The sequence below is a fragment of the Variovorax sp. RA8 genome, from assembly GCF_901827175.1.
GTDB lineage: Bacteria > Pseudomonadota > Gammaproteobacteria > Burkholderiales > Burkholderiaceae_C > Variovorax.
Map to the genome: position 1 here is coordinate 3,759,107 of NZ_LR594662.1, position 16,082 is coordinate 3,775,188.

Sequence of the window (16,082 nt, forward strand, 5' to 3'; positions counted from 1 at the left end):
ATGCCATGCGATGGAAGAACCGTCCCGAGGGCTCCAACTGGGGCGACTTCGGCGAAGACGACCAGGTCGGCCGGATGAATCTCGTCACGCCCGAGCGGCGCCTTGCCGCGGTGCGCGAGGTGACCGAGGGCCTGGCCTTCCCGTTGAGCCTGCCGCTCGACTACCCCGGCGGCGGCGACCTGGTGCCCAGCCGGCGCGCGCCGCGCATCGAGGCCACCCGCCGCGCCACCGGCGAGCCGAGCTACAACTTCTGCTTCTCGTGCCAGAACCGTTCGCTCTTCGACGTGGTGTCGGATGACGCGGTAACGATCTGGACGCAGTACTCCTCGCAATGGGATTCCCTTGCCCACTGGGGCCAGGAGTTCGATGCCGACGGCGACGGCACGCCCGAGGTCGTCTACTACAACGGCTGGCGCGGCGGCGAGCATGTGCTCGGTGCCGACCAGGACGGCGGGCCCTTCGCGAAGAAGCTCGGCATGGAGTCGCTGGCCGAGACCGGCGCGCAGGGGCGCGGCGTGATGGTCGATCTCGCGGCCATCCACGGCGAGGAGCCGGCGCAGGTCGGCTACGACGGCCTGATGCGCGCGCTCGAGCGGCAGAAAGCCACGGTCGAGCCCGGCGATTTCCTGTGCCTGTACACCGGCTGGGCCGACCTTGTGCTCGGCATGAACAAGAAGCCCGACTTCGACCGGCTCAAGACATCGTGCGCGGTCCTGGATGGCAAGGACAAGGCACTGCTCGATTGGATCACCGCGAGCGGCCTGGTCGCCATCTGCGCCGACAACCTGGGTGTCGAGGCCGTGGCCAGCGCCGCCTCGGCCGGCGACGGCCCGAAGCATTCGATGATGCCGCTGCACGAGCACTGCATCTTCAAGCTCGGCATCTTCCTGGGCGAGATCTGGTACTTCGGCGAGCTCGGCCCCTGGCTGCGCGCTCACGGCCGCAGCCGCTTTCTTTTGACCGCGCCGCCGCTGCGCCTGCCCGGCCTGGTCGGCTCGCCGCCGATGCCGGTCGGCACCGTCTGACATTCTCAAGGAGCAATCGACATGGAGCAGAAAGAACAACGCGTTGCCGCGGTGACCGGCGCGGCCGGCGGCCTGGGCCTGGGCATCGCGCAGCGCCTGGCGCGCGCCGGCTACCAGGTGATCGCGATCGACCGTGCAAGGCAGGTCGAGGAAGCAGCCGCCGCGCTGCAGGGCCAGGGGCTGAGCGCGCAGGCCGTCGTGCTCGACATCGCCGACGAGGCGGCCGTGAAGAAGATGGTGGCCGACGTCGACGCGCAGTACGGCCGCTTCGACATCCTCGTGAACAACGCCGGCATCCATCCGAAGATCGACGGCGAGCGCAACAGCTTCCTGAAGATGACCACGGCACAGTGGAACGAGGTCCTCGGCGTCAACCTCACGGCCGCCTTCGTGCTCTGCCGCGAAGTCGCACCGCTGATGCGAACGCGCAAGTGGGGCCGCATCGTCAACATGTCCTCGCGCGCGGGCCGCACGCTGGTCGAGACGGCGGGCATCCACTACGCAGCCGCCAAGGCCGGGATGATCGGCATGACGCGCATCATCGCATCCGAAGTGGCGGCCGACGGCATCACCGCCAACTGCATCGCGCCCGGCCGCATCGAATCGCCGATGACCAGCCAGGGCAGCGAGGCCCAGCGCGCCATGCTCGTCGGTCGCATTCCGGTCGGCCGCATCGGCACGCCCGACGAGATCGGCCACGTGGTGGAGTTCCTGGTGTCGGAGGACTCGGGCTACCTGACGGGCACCGTGATCGACGTCAACGGCGGCACCTTCATGTGCTGAGGCCCACCGGCAAGGAAGCTTTCATGAGCAACGACAACGCGAAGAAGCGCGGCGCGCCGCCTCATCATTTCATCGATGACGACTGGCTGGCCCTGCGCAACGAGCCGGTGCTGGAGCCGGACCGCCCGATCGTCGATCCGCATCATCACCTGTGGGACCGGCCGCACCACCGCTACCTGCTGCCCGATCTGCTGGCCGACCTGAACACCGGCCATCACATCCGCGGCACCGTGTTCGCCGAATGCAGCTCGATGTACCGCGCCGACGGCGATCCGCGATTCGCCTGCGTCGGCGAGGTGGAATTCGTCAACGGCATCGCGGCGATGAGCGCGAGCGGCGTCTACGGCCCGGTGCGTGCCTGCGCCGGCATCGTGGGCAAGGTCGACCTGACGATGGGAAGCTTCGCGGCCCAGGTGCTCGAGGCCTGCGTTGCACGTGCACCCGAGCGCTTCCGCGGCATCCGGCACATGGCCGCATGGGACGCGAGCCCCGAGGTCAGCACGCTCCTGCGACCGCCGCCGAGCGACCTGCTGCAGGACGCGAAGTTCCGCGAAGGCTACGCCGTGCTGGGCCGCATGGGACTGAGCTTCGACGCCTGGGTGTACCACCCGCAGCTGCCGCAGCTGATCGACCTGATCGACGCGGTGCCGGCCACGCCGGTGGTGCTGAACCACCTGGGCGGCCGGGCCGGACTCGGCCCCTATGCCGGCAAGCGCGACGAGATCTTCAAGGCATGGAAGACCTCCATCCAGGCACTCGCGAAGCGGCCCAACGTGAGCATCAAGCTCGGCGGCATCGGCATGCGCCTGGGCGGCTTCGACTTCCACGAGCGCGCGCTGCCGCCGACGTCCGAGGAACTGGCCGAGGCCTGGGGCCCGTACGTGCAGACCTGCATCGAGGCCTTCGGCCCCTCGCGCGCGATGTTCGAGAGCAACTTCCCGGTCGACAAGTCCTGCTGCAGCTACCGCGTGATCTGGAACAGCTTCAAGCGCATGGCCGACGGCTTCTCGGAGAGCGAGAAGGCAGACTTGTTCGCCGGCAGTGCCGTGCGCGCCTACCGGCTGCCGGAAGCACTGACGAGGGCCGCGCCATGACCACCCCGCAGGAGCGCGTGGCACTCGTCACAGGCGCAGCCAGCGGGATCGGCCTGGCCATCGCCACGCAGCTGGCAAGGGACGGCTTCAGCACCGTCATGCTCGACCGCTCCAGGGAGGTCGAGCGCATCGCGGCCGGCATCGACGGACGCACGCACGCGATCGTTGCGGACGTGGCCGACGAGGCACAGGTTCGCAGCGCCATGAAGTCGATCGAGGTTGCCCACGGCCGCTGCGACATCCTGGTCAACAACGCCGGCATCCATCCCAAGAAGGGAGGCGGCAAGTTCCCGATCGAGGAAATATCCTCCGCGCAATGGCAGGAGGTGCTGGCCATCAATCTCACGGCGCCATTCCTGTTCTGCCAGCTCGCGCTGCCGCTCATGCGGCGGCGGAAGTGGGGCCGCATCATCAACATCTCGTCGCGCGGCGGACGCACCGCGTCCCCGGTGGCCAGCGCGCACTACGCGGCCACCAAGGCCGGGATGATCGGCTTCACCCGCATCGCCGCCCTGGAAGGCGCCCCGGACGCCATCACCGCGAACTGCGTCGCGCCCGGGCCCATCCTGAGCGCGATGACCGCGGCATCGTCGCCCGAGGTGCGCGCGGCCTTCACGCGCAGCGTGCCGCTGGGGCGCTACGGCGATCCGGAGGAGATCGCGTCGGTGGTCGCCTTCCTGGCCTCGGACGCTTCGTCCTTTGTCACCGGTGCCGTGCTCGACGTCAACGGCGGCACCTTCATGCCCTGAAGGGCACGGGGGCGCCTTCGGCCTTCGCGAACCGGATGTCGCCCAGGTGCCGGCGCCCCAGCGCGGCGTCCATGCTTTCGGATCAGATCGCGCCCATCGAGCAGCCGATCTCTTCCTTGGAGCCGTACAGGGCCTCGAAGTCCGCCATGCGCATCGACGAGTTCAGCACCTGCACCGGGTCGTACTTGTCGGTAATGGTGTCGCGCACCTGCGCCACGACCAGGCGCGTGATGAACTGATGGTCCCACGCCCGGTAGTAACCGGGCACGCCCTCGGGCCGCACGGTTTCGAGGCCTCGCACGATGGCCGCGGGCTCGGCGGATCTTTCCTTCTCCATCGCGGCCAGCAGCATGCGCGTGCAGACCCAGCCCTGCGCACAACTGGCCGACGCGGGGTGCCCGGTCTCCTTCATCACGGCGTCGTTGAGCAGCTTCTCCGCCGCACCGTTCGCGGGATTGTTGAAGTGCCAGTACTTGCCCATGACACCCGAGATTCCCGTCTGCGACCACAGCTCCTCGTCGGCCACCGTGAGGCTACCGAGCGGGATCTTGCCGCGCAGGCCGAACTCGTTGTATTGCTTGAGGAAGGCCGCCAGATCCGTGCCCGAGATGCCGAGCATCACGACGTCAGGCTTGGCCTGGCGGATCTTCAGGATGATGGAGCTGAAATCGGTGGTGCCGACGGCGGCGGCATCCATGCCCAGATCCTGCCCCCCGGCGGCGACGAGTTCGGCCTTCAGCATCTGGTAGGCCTCCTGGCCGTAGGCGTACGCCCCCACGAGGAAGTACCACTTCTTGCCCATGGGCAGCATCTGCTTGGCCAGCAGCCTGGCGTACACCGGCGGCGGCGCGTTGTTGCGGAACACGTAGCGGTTGCAGTTCTTGCCCGTGATCTCGCGCGCCAGCGCCGCGCTGATGATGGTCGGCGTCTTGGCCTGCGCAGCGACCGATGCGATCGCCAGGCCGGCAGCACTGTTGCTGCCGCCGATCACCGCCGCGACCTTGTCTTCCTGGATCAGCTTCTGCATGTTCTGCTGCGCGCCCAGCGGGTTGGGTTCGTCATAGGCGACCAGTTGGATCGGCCGCCCCAGCACCTTGTTGCCGGCCTGCTCGAGCGCCACCTTGATGCCGAGCGAGGTGGCCTCGCCCTGCAGCGCGAAGGGGCCTTGGCGGGGCAGCAGGCTGCCGATCTTCACCGGACTGCCGGCCTGTGAAAACACGAGCCCGGGCGCTGCGAGCGCAGCAGCCGCGGCACCGGCGGTACGCAGCACCTGGCGGCGGTTGAAAGGCGAGGACGCGATGGGTTCCATGTTCGTCTCCTGAGTACGTGGCAAATGAGATTTCAGGCAAGGGCCGAAGCGATCTCCACCGCTTCTTCCCGTCTCGGTTCGACCAGCCCGAGCAGGCGCGCCTGCAGGGACGCGTCCGCCGCCAGTTCGGCCGCGGCGCCTTCGTAGGCAACCCGCCCGTTGACCAGCACCACCGCGCGGTCGACGATCGACAGCACCTGCTCGGCGTGGTGCTCCACCAGCACCATGGCAACGCGGCCGCGCAGCTTCAGGATCGCGGCCATGACCTCGTTGACCACCGCGGGCGCGAGTCCCTCGAAGGGCTCGTCGAGCAGGATCAGGCGGCTGGGTGCGACCAGGGCGCGCGCGATCGCCACCATCTGGCGCTCGCCGCCCGAGATGCTCTCGGCGCGCGACTTCCGGATGGTCGCCAGGCGCGGGAAGAGTTCGAAGACCTCCTCCAGCGGCATGCCGCCCTTGCGCACCGCGATCAGCAGGTTGTCGAGCACGGTGAGATTGGGAAACAGGCGCCGGCCCTCGGGCACCATCCCGATGCCCAGGCGGTTGATCTCGAAAGGCCGCAGCTGCTCGATGGCCTTGCCGTCCCACCGGATCGTGCCCTCGTCCACCGGCAGCATGCCGTAGAGCGCGCGCAGCAGCGTGGTCTTGCCCACGCCGTTGCGGCCGAGCAGCGCCACCGCCTCGCCCTCGCCGACGCGCAGGTCCACGCCGTCGAGGATGCGCCCGCCGCCGTAGCCGGCTGCGAGGCCGCGCGCATCGAGCAGCACCGCCGGCCTCGGCCGCGCGTGGCGCCGCGGCGCGGCCGCCGGCGCCGAGTCGCGCGGAGCGCCGAGGTAGGCCCGGATGACCTCGGGGTCGGCCGCGACCTCGGCGGGCTTGCCGTCCGCGATCAGCCGGCCCTGGTGCAGCACGGTGATGCGGTCGGACAGCGCCAGTACGCGGTCGATGTCGTGTTCGATCAGCACCACCGCATGGGAGCGCGCGAGGGCGCGGATCAGCGCCGCCACGCGGACACGGTCGGCCTCGCCCAATCCCGCCAGCGGCTCGTCGAGCAGCAGCAGGCGCGCCCGCGTCGCCAGCGTGATGCCGATCTCGAGCAGCCGGCGCTCGCCGTGCGACAGGTCGGCGCACAGCTCCCCTGCCCTGGCCGCCAGGCCGACGGCGTCGAGGATCGACCAGGTGCGCTCGTTGGCGGCCGCCGACGCGTGCGCATCGCGCCAGAACGCGTGCCGGTCGGGCTGGGTGGCCTGCACCGCGATGCGGACATTCTCGAACGCCGTCAGGTTGGTGAAGACGCTCACGATCTGGAACGAGCGGGCCAGGCCGAGGCGAATGCGCTTGTGCATCGGCAGTCGCGTGATGTCCTGCCCCAGGAAGCGCACCTCGCCGGCGTCGGGCGCGATCACGCCGCTCAGCATGTTGAAGAAGGTGGTCTTGCCCGCGCCGTTCGGACCGATGAAGCTGTGCAGCGTGCCGGGATGGACGTCGAAGTCGTAGCCAGAGGCCACGGCGAGCGAGCCGAACTTCTTGCTGAGACCGCGCACCGTGAGCAGCGCCTGCGTGCCCTTGCCGCCGACTTCCGTGCCGCCTTCGGCCACATAGGGCGTGATGCGCTCCGGGCGCAGCGGGATGCCCTTGCGCACCAGCGTCCAGCCCTTGCCGCCCCAGGCGCGCCGGATCAGGCCGTGAATGCCCTCGGGCGCTGCCAGCGTCACCAGGATGAGGATCGGCGCGAACACCAGCCACCAGTTGTTGAGGAGCGCGCTCAGCTGGTCTTCGAGCACGATGAACAGGATGGCGCCCCACAGCGCACCGATGAAATGATGCATGCCGCCCAGCACGGTCATGAGCAATGCGTCGGCCGCATGCTCCCAGCTCAGGGGATTGGCATAGACCCCGCGCATGAACAGCGCGAGCATGCCGCCGGCCAGGCCGGTGATCGCGGCGGACAACGTGAAGCCCGCCAGCTTCACGCGGTAGACGTCGTAGCCCAGGCTCGCGGCACGCTGCTCGTTGTCGCGGATGGCCTGGAACAGCCGGCCCAGCGGCGAATGCACCAGGCGCCAGATGAACCACAGCGAGGCCAGCACCAGCAGCACGACGAAGACGTGGAAGCCGAGGGCCGAATCGAGTACCGGGCGCGGCACGCGTTGCAGGCCGTTCTCGCCGCCGGTCAGGTCCGTCCACTTGTAGGCGATCTCGAAGCAGATCTGCGTGCAGGCCAGGCTCAACAGCGAAAAATAGAGCCCCTTGCGCCGCAGGATGAGCGCGCCGACCGGCAGCGCCACCAGCGCGGTGAAAAGCACCGAGAACCCCAGCCCCACGAACTCGTTGACGCTTCCGAACCAGTGCAGCAGCGACAGCGCCGCCGCATAGCTCGCCAGCCCGAAGAACACGGAGCCGCCGAACGGCACCAGGCCCAGATAGCCCACCAGCAGCCCGATGCCCGCGGCATAGAGCACGTAGATGGCGATCTGCGTCACGCGCCCCAGCGGCAGATGCGTGACGAGGGTGAGCAGGCTCATCAGGACCAGCACGGCCGCCACCTGGGCGACCGGATGCCTCCACAGCGCTTTCATCAGAAGTGTTCCCAGTGTTCGCCGAAAAGCCCGCGCGGCCGGACCAGCAGGATGGAGGCCATGAGCAGGTACATGGCCGCGCCCGCGGCCTGCGGATAGAACTGCGTGGTCATGGCCGTGACCAGGCCCACCAGCAGGCCGGCCACCACGGCGCCGCCGTAGGAGCCGAGGCCGCCGATGGTGACGATCACGAACGCGGGCATGATCGCCTGCGCCGACATGCTGGGCGTGACCGACCACAACGGCGCCGCCAGCACCCCGCCGGCGCCCGCCAGCAGGCAGCCCACGCCGAACGCGCCGCTCAGCACCAGCGGCAGGTTGATGCCCAGCATGCCCACCATCTGCGGATCGCGGCTGCCCGCGCGCAGGATGCGGCCGTAGGGCGTGAACGAAAGAAAGGCCCACAGCGCAACCAGGATCGCGACGGTGATGCCCAGCACCGCCACGCGGTAGGTGGTCGTGAGCACCGGCCCGTACTCGATGAAGCCCGACAGCATGGCCGGCGGCGTGAGCGGCTGAGCGCTCGACCCCCAGACCGTGCGGATCACGGCCTCGATGAAGAGCGACAGCGCGAAGGTCAGCACCAGTGTCATCAGCGGGTCCTTGCCGTAGAGCCTGCGCACCAGCACGCGCTCGACCACGATGCCGACGATGCCGACGCCAATGGGCGCGAGCACCACGGCCGGCCAGCCGAAGCGCTGCTGGAGCGTCAGGGCAAAGTACGCGCCGAACGCGAAGAAGGCTCCGTGGGCCACGTTCACGATGCCGAGCAGGCCGAACACGATCGACAACCCGATCGAGATCAGGATGAAGAGGAAGCCCAGCACAAGGCCGTTCACGGTCTGGGAGATGATCGCATCCAGCATTGTTCTAATCTATCATTGGCCCAACCATTCTCCTGCAACGACATCACGCGATGCATGCGGATGAACCCTTGCCGTGGGGCCCGGCTCACTCAGGCGACAGGTTGGCCTCGCGCATGACGCGCGTCCAGATCTGCTGGTCGTTGCGGATCAGTTCGCCGAAGGCGGCGGCATTGCCGGGCTGCGGCGTCATGCCCAGGCCCTTGAGCTTCTCCTGCATGGCCGTCTCGGCCACCGCCATGTTCACGGCCTCGTTGAGCCGCGCCACGATCTCCGCCGGCGTGCCCGCCGGTGCCGCCAGGCCGAACCAGGCCATCACGCTGAAACCGGGCAGCGACTCGGCGATGGCGGGCACCTTCGGCAGCAGTGGGCTGCGCTTGGGCGAGGACACGCCCAGCATGCGCAGCTTGCCGCTGCCCACGAAGGCATTGATCGCATCGGAGGGCGTGGTGATCACCACCTTGACGTCACCCGCCAGCACCGCATTGGTGGCCTGCGACGAGCCCTGGTAGGGAACATAGACCATCTTCAGCCCGGCCATCTGGTTGAAGAGCTCGTTCGCGAGATGCCCCAGCGAGCCGCGGCCGGCGGACGCGTACTCGAGCTCGCCCGGCCGCGCCTTGGCATACGCGATGAGCTCGGCGATGCTCCTGGCGGGGATCACCGGGTTGAGCAGGAAGACCATCGGCGTGGTCGCGATGTTCGCCACGGGCGCGAGATCCTTGATGGCGTCGTAGCCGGCCGTCTTCTGCATCAGCGACGTGGTGACGGTGCTGTTGCCCACCTGCAGCAGCGTGTACCCGTCGGGCGCAGCGTTCTTGACATACTGCGTGCCCATCGTGCCGCTGGCGCCCAGCCGGTTGTCGATGACGATGGGCTGGCCGAGCAGGCGCTGCAGCGGCTCCTGCAGGTTGCGGCACAGCACGTCACCCGTGCCGCCGGCCGCAAAGGGCACGACGATGCGGATCGGCTTGTTCGGGAAGCCCTGCGCACGGGCCATGCCGTACGGCAGACTGGCGAGGGCAGCGGCGCCCATGAGGTGGCGGCGTGAAATCATGGCTTGTCTCCTTGGGGTTCAGACGCAGGATTGCTGCATGGCCCTGTCATTCATTGGTCCGACCATTATGCCTAAAGAAGGACGTACGTCAACAACGAGCGGGTGGCATCCGCGGACCGGCGGCCTTCAGCTCACGACGCCGGCGGCGGCGAGCCCGTCGATCTCTGTCCGCTCCAGGCCCCAGCCTGCCAGCGCCGCGTGCAGATCGATGCCAGGCTCCACCCCCGCGGCAGGCAACGCGGCCGGCGTTCGCGAGAAGCGCGGCGCCGGCGCCGGCTGCACCATGCCGTCGACCTCCACGAAGGTGCCGCGCGCGCGGTTGTGCGGATGCGCGGCGGCCTCCTCCATGCTCAGGACGGGCGCGAAGCACGTCTCGCTGGTCTCGAGCTGCGCGCACCACTCGTCGCGCGTGCGCGTGCGGAACACGTCGGCCAGCTGCGCACGGATGGCCGGCCAGTTGGCCGTGTCGGCGCGATCGGGCAGGCCCGCGTTCTCGAGCCCCATCTGGCGCAGCAACTCGGCGTAGAACTTCGGCTCGGCCGAGCCGATGCTGATGTACTTGCCGTCGCGCGTCTCGTACACGGCGTAGAACGGCGAGCCGCCCCCGGTCACGCTGCGCCCCCTCCCCGGCCACGCACCGCCCGCGCGATGGCCGAAGAAGTAGGTCATGAGCGAGGCCGCGCCATCGACCATGGCCGCATCGACGACCTGGCCCTTGCCGGAGCGCGCGGCTTCGATCAGCGCGCAGGCCATGCCGAAGGCGAGGTACATGCCGCCGCCGCCGAAGTCGCCGACCAGGTTGAGCGGCACCACCGGCGGGCCATCCGCTTCGCCGATCGCCTCCAGCGCGCCCGACAGTGCGATGTAGTTGATGTCGTGCCCGGGGGCCATGGCCATCGGGCCTTCCTGGCCCCAGCCCGTCATCCGGCCGTAGACCAGCTTCGGATTGAGTGCCAGGCAGGGCTCGGGGCCCAGTCCCAGCCGCTCCATCACGCCCGGGCGGAAGCCCTCGATCAAGGCATCCGCGCCTGCGACGAGGCGCTTGACCAGCGCAACGCCCCCGGTCGACTTGAGGTCCACGGCGATCGAGCGGCGGTTGCGGTCGGTGAAGTAGAAGCGCTGCGCCATTGCGCGCGGCGCCGGATCGGGCCGATCGACGCGCAGCACCGTCGCGCCCATGTCGGCGAGCATCATGGCGGCGAACGGGCCGGGTGCAAGCCCGGCCATCTCGACGACCCTGAGGCCGCCCAGGGGCCCGGTGGCGCGGCTCACTGGCGCACCTTTGCCTTCGGCTGCGGTGCTGTTCGCGTTCGGAACGGCCGTGCGGCTCATCGTTCGCTCCCGCCTCAGGCAGTGGTCATCGACGGCCGTGCCTCCGCGGCGGCCTCCGACGCGCCGTGCCCGGCCATGAACTCGGCCGCCACGAAGCCGAAGGTCATCGCCGGCCCGAGGGTGATGCCGCCTCCGGGATAGCCGCCGCCCATGACGCTCGCGTTGTCGTTGCCGGCCGCGAACAGCCCGGGCACCGGCCGGCCCTCGCCGTCGAGCACGCGTGCGAATCGGTCGGTCCTGATGCCGGCGAAAGTGCCCAGGTCGCCCATGACGACCTTGACCGCATAGAACGGGCCGTCCTTCACCGGCGCGACGCAGGGGTTGGGCCGATGGGTCTTGTCGCCGAGGAAGCGGTTGTAGACACGCCAGCCGCGGCGGAACTGGAGGTCCTTGCCTTCCTCCGCGCCGAGGTTGTAGTCGGTCACCGTCTTCTGCAGCGCCGCGCCATCGATGCCGGCCAGGGCGGCGAGCTCGCCGAGCGTCTTTCCGCGCAGCAGGTAGCCCGAGCGAAGGTGGCCCCCGAGCGGCAGCGGGAACGGCTTGGCGAAGCCGAGTCCGTAGCGGCGGATGGTGCGGTGATCGGCGATCAGCCATGCGGCGACCTCGATCCCGTCGGCGCAGTGCTTCTGCATCGCCATGCCCATGTCGTGGTACGAGTCGGACTCGTTGGTGAAGCGCCGCCCCTCGCGGTTGACGGCGATGATGCCGGGCTTGTAGCGGTCGATCAGGTGCGGGAAGACACCGGCTTCGCCATTGGCGCGCCGCACCTTCGACACCGGAATCCATGCTGCCGCGTTCGGCAGCTTCGCGCTGACCTGGCCGCCCACCGACTCGGCCAGGCGCAGGCCGTCGCCGGTATTGCCGGGCGGTGCGGGCGACAGGTGCTCGCGGCCGGTCGGCGCATGCGGAAACAGCTTCTTCCTGCGCTCGACATCCTGCGGGAAACCGCCCGCCGCCAGCACCACGCCGCGCCGCGCGCCGACGCGCACGCTGCTGCCGTCGGCCTTGCCCACGACGACGCCACTGATGCGTCCGCCATCGCGCACGAGCGCCCGGGCTGGCGACTCGAGCCACATCGGGATGCCGAGATCGAAGGCCGACTTGGCCAGCCGCGCCGTCAGCGCATTGCCATTGGTCAGCCGCATCGCGCGGCCGTGGAAGATCATCTCTATCGCATGCGTCATGAGCCGCTTCGCGACGTAGGCCGCCGACTTGAACGACCGCGTGGCGTTGAAGAAGTGCCCGACCTCGGCGCTCGAGTTGAACATCATGCCCACGAAGGTGATCTCCTTGAGCGGAGGCCGCAGCGATCGGATGTGTTCGCCGAGCTCGCGCCCATCGAGCGGCGCGGCCATGATCGAGCGCCCGGCCATGCGCCCGCCGGGACTCTCGGCGTGATAGTCAGGGTACTCGGGCAGCGCGATCAGCTTCACCTCGGTCTGGCGCACGAAGAAATCGACCATGCGCGGCCCGTTGGCGAGGAAGGCCTCCACGCGCTCGCTGTCGTAGAAATCGCCGCATTCGTACTTCAGGTAGGTCCGTGCGTCGTCCATCGAATCGGGCTCGGGCTTGAAGGTGGAGATCGGATTGTTCGGGATCCACAGCACGCCGCCGGAGCGCGCGGTCGTGCCGCCGTACAGCGGTTCCTTCTCGAGCAGCAGCACCTCGAGTCCCATCTTGCGTGCGGCCACGGCGGCCGCCATGCCGCCGGCCCCGGTGCCGATCACCACCACGTCGACCGTCTGGTCGAAGCCGTCGCCGGCCGTCTTCATCGGACTACCCTGCCCTCGACCAGCATGGTGCTCACCCGCGCATTGAGCTCGCGTCCGTCGTCCTTGAGCGGCAGGCGCGCATCGGATGCGTAGCTCGTGTTCATCGCCGCCTCATCGGCGAAGCAAACCTCTGCGATGCCGTCGATCGGCAGGCTTTCGTGGTCGACCGGCCGCCCGGCGGCGTCGTAGCGCGCCGTCACGAGGTTCTGCACGTAGCCGTCGAGCAGCGGCAGATGCCTGACCAGGCTGGCATGGCGGCCGAACCACGCCTCGCGGAAATCCTCCCGCGTGGCGGCCTTGCGCGTCAGCAGCAGCCAGCGGCGGAACCCGCCGTCCACGGCGCCATTGCGCAACGGCACGGGCACGTTCGGCTCGCTGTCCAGTGCGAAGAGCACTCGGGCGACACCCTGCATGTCCTTCATCAGCGCCGCCCATGCGGGCGATTCGACAGCCCGCCGGGCGGCTGCGGCATCGGCGAAATGCAGATCCACGGACACATCGATGTCATCCGCCTGCGCCACCGCGCCGCCGTAAGGCCTGTCGTTCTCGATGTAGTCCGTCGGCACATGGCGCACAACGCGGTTCACCTGCGCCTGCTGCAGGCCGGGCAACTCGCGCAACGCCTGTGCGGCCATCCGCTCGAGTGCATCCGCGGCGGCGGAAGCCGGTTGCGAGGCAGCCAGGCAAAGCGTCTTGATGAGCATCATGGTCCTTCGTCTTGGATCTAGCGCCGGCCCGCGGCTCAGGCAAACATTGCCGGCTGCACATTCATCAGCGCCGTGCGCATGAAGCCGCCGTCGATGATGATGTCCTGCCCGTTCATGTAGGAAGCGGCGTCGCTCACGAGAAAGGCCACCGCGTCCGCGATGTCGTCGGGCCGGCCGATGCGGCGCGCCGGCACCACCTTGATCCGGCCCTGGTGCAGCTTCTCGTTCCGATAGAAATCCTCGGTCATCGGCGTGCGGATCATGCCCGGGCTGACCGAGTTGGCGCGAATGCCGCGCGGCCCCCACTCCACGGCCATCTGGTGGGTAAGGCCGAGCACGCCGGCCTTGCTCGGGCCGTAGGGGCCGATGTCGTTCGGGACGCGCGCGCCGATCGAGGCGAGATTGACGATCGCGCCCGAGCCCTGCGCGAGCATCATGCGCGCGAGGTGCTTGGCGCACAGGAAGGAGCCGCGCAGGTTCACGCTCATCACCCGGTCCCACACCTCGGCGGGCAGTTCCTCCAGCGGAATGACGGGCGCCATGATGCCGGCGTTGTTCACCAGGATGTCGCAGCGGCCGAATGCGGCCTTGACCGCATCCGCCATGGCTTCGATCGCCGCCTCGTCGGTGATGTCGCAGGCCAGCGAGAGCGCGGCGAGCGGATTCCCGGGCGCCTCCAGGTCGACGGCCGCCACGCGCGCGCCCATCGCCGCGAGCCGCGCGACCATCGCGCCGCCAAGCCCGCCGCCTGCGCCCGTGATCACCGCGACGCGCCCCCGGAGGGCATCCGCACCGAAAGTCGTCTGCGGCTGGCTCATCGTTCGTACTCCATGGCGGTGGGAAAGTGGCGGTCGAAGAATCGTCGCGCCGCCTCGGCGGCATGGCGTGCACGCGCGGCAGGCGACAGCCCGGCGTGCGCGACCACCGGCGTCTCCAGCTCGAGCTCCGCGTCGGCCGGCAGCGCATTCACCACGGACGCCAGGTCGAGCCCGCCGTCTCCCAGGACCATGCGCCCCGACATCGCCTCGTCGAACAGCGTGCTGCCGGCAGCCAGTTGCGCGGGCGCATCGCTGAGCTGCGTGAGGTAGATGGTCGCGGGGTCCAGCGCGGCGACATCTGCGGCCGTGGCGCCGGAGCGTGCGAGGTGCAGCGTGTCGATCAGGAGCCCGGCATTGGCCGCGCCGCTGGCCGCGATGACCGCCTGCGCCTGCCCAATGGTCTTCAGTTCGCTCATCGGCATGAACTCGAGCGCGATCCGGATGCCCGCATCGGCAGCGGCGGCCGCGTAGTCGCGCAGCAGCGATGCGACGCGCGCGTGATCCGCCTCGAAGCAGCCCTGCAGGATCATCGGCGCGCCCACGGCCCTGGCCGCCTCGACGTTCGCCATCAGGTGCGCGGGGCGCACCTGCGGCGAGAGGTAGTAGCCGCTGATGCTCGAGATGCGAACGCCCTTCTCGGCAGCGGCCGCGCGGATCCTCGCGAATGCCGAAGGGTCGGCATCGACCGACGGCCAGGCATCGCCGGGATAGCGCCCGCTCACGCGCGGCCCGGCCGCGCCGTAGCCGGCCTGTGCGGCGGCGTCGATGGTGTCCAGCGGCGCTGCCTTCGCGCCCAGCGTCAGGAAGCCCAGCGTCAGGTTGGCCGTCTTGCGGTGCCGTGCATTCATTGGGGGATCACCTTGTGCTCCTGCAGTTCGCGCAGACGCTGCACGAACACGCGGTCGGTCTCGATGCATGCATGAAATCCGGCGCGGCGGATCTTGCCGGTCTCGAGCACGACGTCGTGCGACATCCGCAGCATGTAGTCGACCCAGGCCCAGTTGACGATCGTCGCGATGTCGATGCTGCGCAGGCCCTGCCGCTGCGCGATTCGATCCCACACGGCCTGCTGGTCGGGCATCACGTCGGCAAGCGGCATGGTCTTGGGCTCCGCCGCTTCCATGCCCAGGCTCGCAGCGACCACCGGCCAGGTATTGCGCCAGCGCGCGGGGTCGCCGTTGGCGACGTTGAAGGCCTGGTTGGCCGCCGCGTCGGCCGTCGCGGCCCAGCTCGCAGCCGCGCCGATCTGCTGGGCATCGGCGATCTGGTGCAATGCATCGTAGGCGCCCGCGCTGCCTGGAAAGCGCAGCGGCAGCCCCAGCTCCTTGCAGAGAGCGGCGTAGATGCCGACCCCCAGCACCAGGTTCATCGGGTTGCCGACCGCGAAGCCGGAGACGAAAGGCGGAATGAGGTTGACCCACGACCATGCCTGCCCGCGCTGCGCCTGGCGCAGGAAGTCTTCCTGGTCGTAGTAGAAATTGGGCGGCAGTTGCCGCGCATCGCTCTCGCGGCACGGCGTGGAGACGGCGCCCCACTGGATACCGTAGAACTTGGCACCCGTGACCAGAACGATCTTCCGCAGGCCCGGTGCCGCGGTGCTCGCGGCGTCCACCACGTTGCGCAGCATGCCCAGGTTGGGCGCCACCTCGGCCGCCCGGCCGGGCGCCTGCTGGTAGGCCGCGTAGAAGACGTGGCTGATCCCCTCGTGCCGCGCGAAGGCCTTGCGGCATGCCTGCGCATCCATCAGGTCCACGGCGATGCCCTCGGTCCCGGGGATGCCACCTCCTCCCGAACGCGAAGCGCACAACACGCGCCAACCGTCGGCCACGAGCCGCTGTGCGATGCCCGTGCCCACGATCCCGCTGGCTCCGGCGACCAGCGCGACGGGTTGATTGGATTGCAAGGAACTCTCCGATTGATCAACTGGAATGGTTATACCATTTTAATCATCAGATCACGACCAGGAGCATCGCGCAAAGTCAATGCAGCAGGCG

General features: G+C 69.1%; 14 protein-coding genes. 4 read left to right on the forward strand and 10 right to left on the reverse strand.

All coding sequences use genetic code 11. The features are described 5' to 3' along the window. Positions 1–5 precede the first annotated feature (5 nt). The 4 genes from E5P3_RS17550 to E5P3_RS17565 are packed head-to-tail and all read left to right on the forward strand — an operon-like array spanning position 6 to position 3,651. Positions 6–1,025, forward strand: coding sequence for a cyclase family protein (locus tag E5P3_RS17550; RefSeq protein WP_162587143.1), 1,020 nt, complete (start codon positions 6–8; stop codon positions 1,023–1,025). A 21-nt stretch (positions 1,026–1,046) separates the two neighbouring features. Next, positions 1,047–1,808 (forward strand): SDR family oxidoreductase, encoded by a 762-nt coding sequence (locus E5P3_RS17555; protein WP_162587144.1) that lies wholly within the window; start codon positions 1,047–1,049, stop codon positions 1,806–1,808. A gap of 23 nt (positions 1,809–1,831) precedes the next feature. Next, positions 1,832–2,902 carry an amidohydrolase family protein gene (locus tag E5P3_RS17560; RefSeq protein ID WP_162587145.1) on the forward strand — a complete coding sequence of 357 codons (1,071 nt, stop codon included), beginning with the start codon at positions 1,832–1,834 and terminating at the stop codon, positions 2,900–2,902. Further along, on the forward strand, positions 2,899–3,651 hold the full coding sequence (locus E5P3_RS17565; protein WP_162587146.1) for an SDR family oxidoreductase: 753 nt from the start codon (positions 2,899–2,901) through the stop codon (positions 3,649–3,651). Before E5P3_RS17560 ends, E5P3_RS17565 begins: the two co-directional genes overlap by 4 nt. Positions 3,652–3,733: 82 nt before the next feature. Here E5P3_RS17565 and E5P3_RS17570 read toward each other — a convergent pair whose 3' ends face one another. The 10 genes from E5P3_RS17570 to E5P3_RS17615 all read right to left on the reverse strand — a co-directional run bounded on the left by E5P3_RS17570 (position 3,734) and on the right by E5P3_RS17615 (position 15,991). Then, the gene (locus E5P3_RS17570; RefSeq protein ID WP_162587147.1) at positions 3,734–4,960 is read right to left on the reverse strand and encodes an ABC transporter substrate-binding protein; all 1,227 of its coding nucleotides are present in this window, start codon (positions 4,958–4,960) and stop codon (positions 3,734–3,736) included. A gap of 32 nt (positions 4,961–4,992) precedes the next feature. After that, on the reverse strand, positions 4,993–7,539 hold the full coding sequence (locus E5P3_RS17575) for a branched-chain amino acid ABC transporter ATP-binding protein/permease (RefSeq protein ID WP_162587148.1): 2,547 nt from the start codon (positions 7,537–7,539) through the stop codon (positions 4,993–4,995). Beyond that, entirely contained in the window at positions 7,539–8,405 is an 867-nt protein-coding gene (locus tag E5P3_RS17580; protein WP_162587149.1) for a branched-chain amino acid ABC transporter permease, read from the reverse strand. Before E5P3_RS17580 ends, E5P3_RS17575 begins: the two co-directional genes overlap by 1 nt. 85 nt (positions 8,406–8,490) lie before the next feature. Next, positions 8,491–9,459: a Bug family tripartite tricarboxylate transporter substrate binding protein gene (locus E5P3_RS17585; protein ID WP_162587150.1), complete on the reverse strand. Its 969-nt coding sequence runs from the start codon at positions 9,457–9,459 to the stop codon at positions 8,491–8,493. A gap of 126 nt (positions 9,460–9,585) precedes the next feature. Then, positions 9,586–10,791, reverse strand: a complete 1,206-nt coding sequence (locus tag E5P3_RS17590) for a CaiB/BaiF CoA transferase family protein (protein ID WP_162587151.1) — start codon at positions 10,789–10,791, stop codon at positions 9,586–9,588. A gap of 14 nt (positions 10,792–10,805) precedes the next feature. Then, entirely contained in the window at positions 10,806–12,563 is a 1,758-nt protein-coding gene (locus E5P3_RS17595; protein ID WP_162587152.1) for an FAD-dependent oxidoreductase, read from the reverse strand. After that, complete coding sequence (locus E5P3_RS17600) at positions 12,560–13,270, reverse strand: EthD domain-containing protein (RefSeq protein ID WP_162587153.1); 711 nt, start codon at positions 13,268–13,270, stop codon at positions 12,560–12,562. The genes E5P3_RS17595 and E5P3_RS17600 overlap by 4 nt, the downstream gene beginning before the upstream one ends. Before the next feature lie 35 nt (positions 13,271–13,305). Next, positions 13,306–14,088: an SDR family NAD(P)-dependent oxidoreductase gene (locus E5P3_RS17605; protein ID WP_162587154.1), complete on the reverse strand. Its 783-nt coding sequence runs from the start codon at positions 14,086–14,088 to the stop codon at positions 13,306–13,308. Further along, positions 14,085–14,936, reverse strand: a complete 852-nt coding sequence (locus E5P3_RS17610) for a sugar phosphate isomerase/epimerase family protein (RefSeq protein WP_162587155.1) — start codon at positions 14,934–14,936, stop codon at positions 14,085–14,087. The genes E5P3_RS17605 and E5P3_RS17610 overlap by 4 nt, the downstream gene beginning before the upstream one ends. Then, positions 14,933–15,991, reverse strand: coding sequence for an SDR family oxidoreductase (locus E5P3_RS17615; RefSeq protein WP_162587156.1), 1,059 nt, complete (start codon positions 15,989–15,991; stop codon positions 14,933–14,935). Before E5P3_RS17615 ends, E5P3_RS17610 begins: the two co-directional genes overlap by 4 nt. Between the last annotated feature and the right edge of the window lie 91 nt (positions 15,992–16,082).

Bases quoted from the DNA above. Each gene is read 5' to 3' on its own strand.
- E5P3_RS17565 (WP_162587146.1), top strand. From the start codon at position 2,899: ATGACCACCCCGCAGGAGCGCGTGGCACTCGTCACAGGCGCAGCCAGC.
- E5P3_RS17595 (WP_162587152.1), bottom strand. From the start codon at position 12,563: ATGAAGACGGCCGGCGACGGCTTCGACCAGACGGTCGACGTGGTGGTG.
- E5P3_RS17560 (WP_162587145.1), top strand. From the start codon at position 1,832: ATGAGCAACGACAACGCGAAGAAGCGCGGCGCGCCGCCTCATCATTTC.
- E5P3_RS17550 (WP_162587143.1), top strand. From the start codon at position 6: ATGCGATGGAAGAACCGTCCCGAGGGCTCCAACTGGGGCGACTTCGGC.
- E5P3_RS17605 (WP_162587154.1), bottom strand. From the start codon at position 14,088: ATGAGCCAGCCGCAGACGACTTTCGGTGCGGATGCCCTCCGGGGGCGC.
- E5P3_RS17585 (WP_162587150.1), bottom strand. From the start codon at position 9,459: ATGATTTCACGCCGCCACCTCATGGGCGCCGCTGCCCTCGCCAGTCTG.
- E5P3_RS17570 (WP_162587147.1), bottom strand. From the start codon at position 4,960: ATGGAACCCATCGCGTCCTCGCCTTTCAACCGCCGCCAGGTGCTGCGT.
- E5P3_RS17600 (WP_162587153.1), bottom strand. From the start codon at position 13,270: ATGATGCTCATCAAGACGCTTTGCCTGGCTGCCTCGCAACCGGCTTCC.
- E5P3_RS17590 (WP_162587151.1), bottom strand. From the start codon at position 10,791: ATGAGCCGCACGGCCGTTCCGAACGCGAACAGCACCGCAGCCGAAGGC.
- E5P3_RS17580 (WP_162587149.1), bottom strand. From the start codon at position 8,405: ATGCTGGATGCGATCATCTCCCAGACCGTGAACGGCCTTGTGCTGGGC.
- E5P3_RS17610 (WP_162587155.1), bottom strand. From the start codon at position 14,936: ATGAATGCACGGCACCGCAAGACGGCCAACCTGACGCTGGGCTTCCTG.
- E5P3_RS17575 (WP_162587148.1), bottom strand. From the start codon at position 7,539: ATGAAAGCGCTGTGGAGGCATCCGGTCGCCCAGGTGGCGGCCGTGCTG.
- E5P3_RS17555 (WP_162587144.1), top strand. From the start codon at position 1,047: ATGGAGCAGAAAGAACAACGCGTTGCCGCGGTGACCGGCGCGGCCGGC.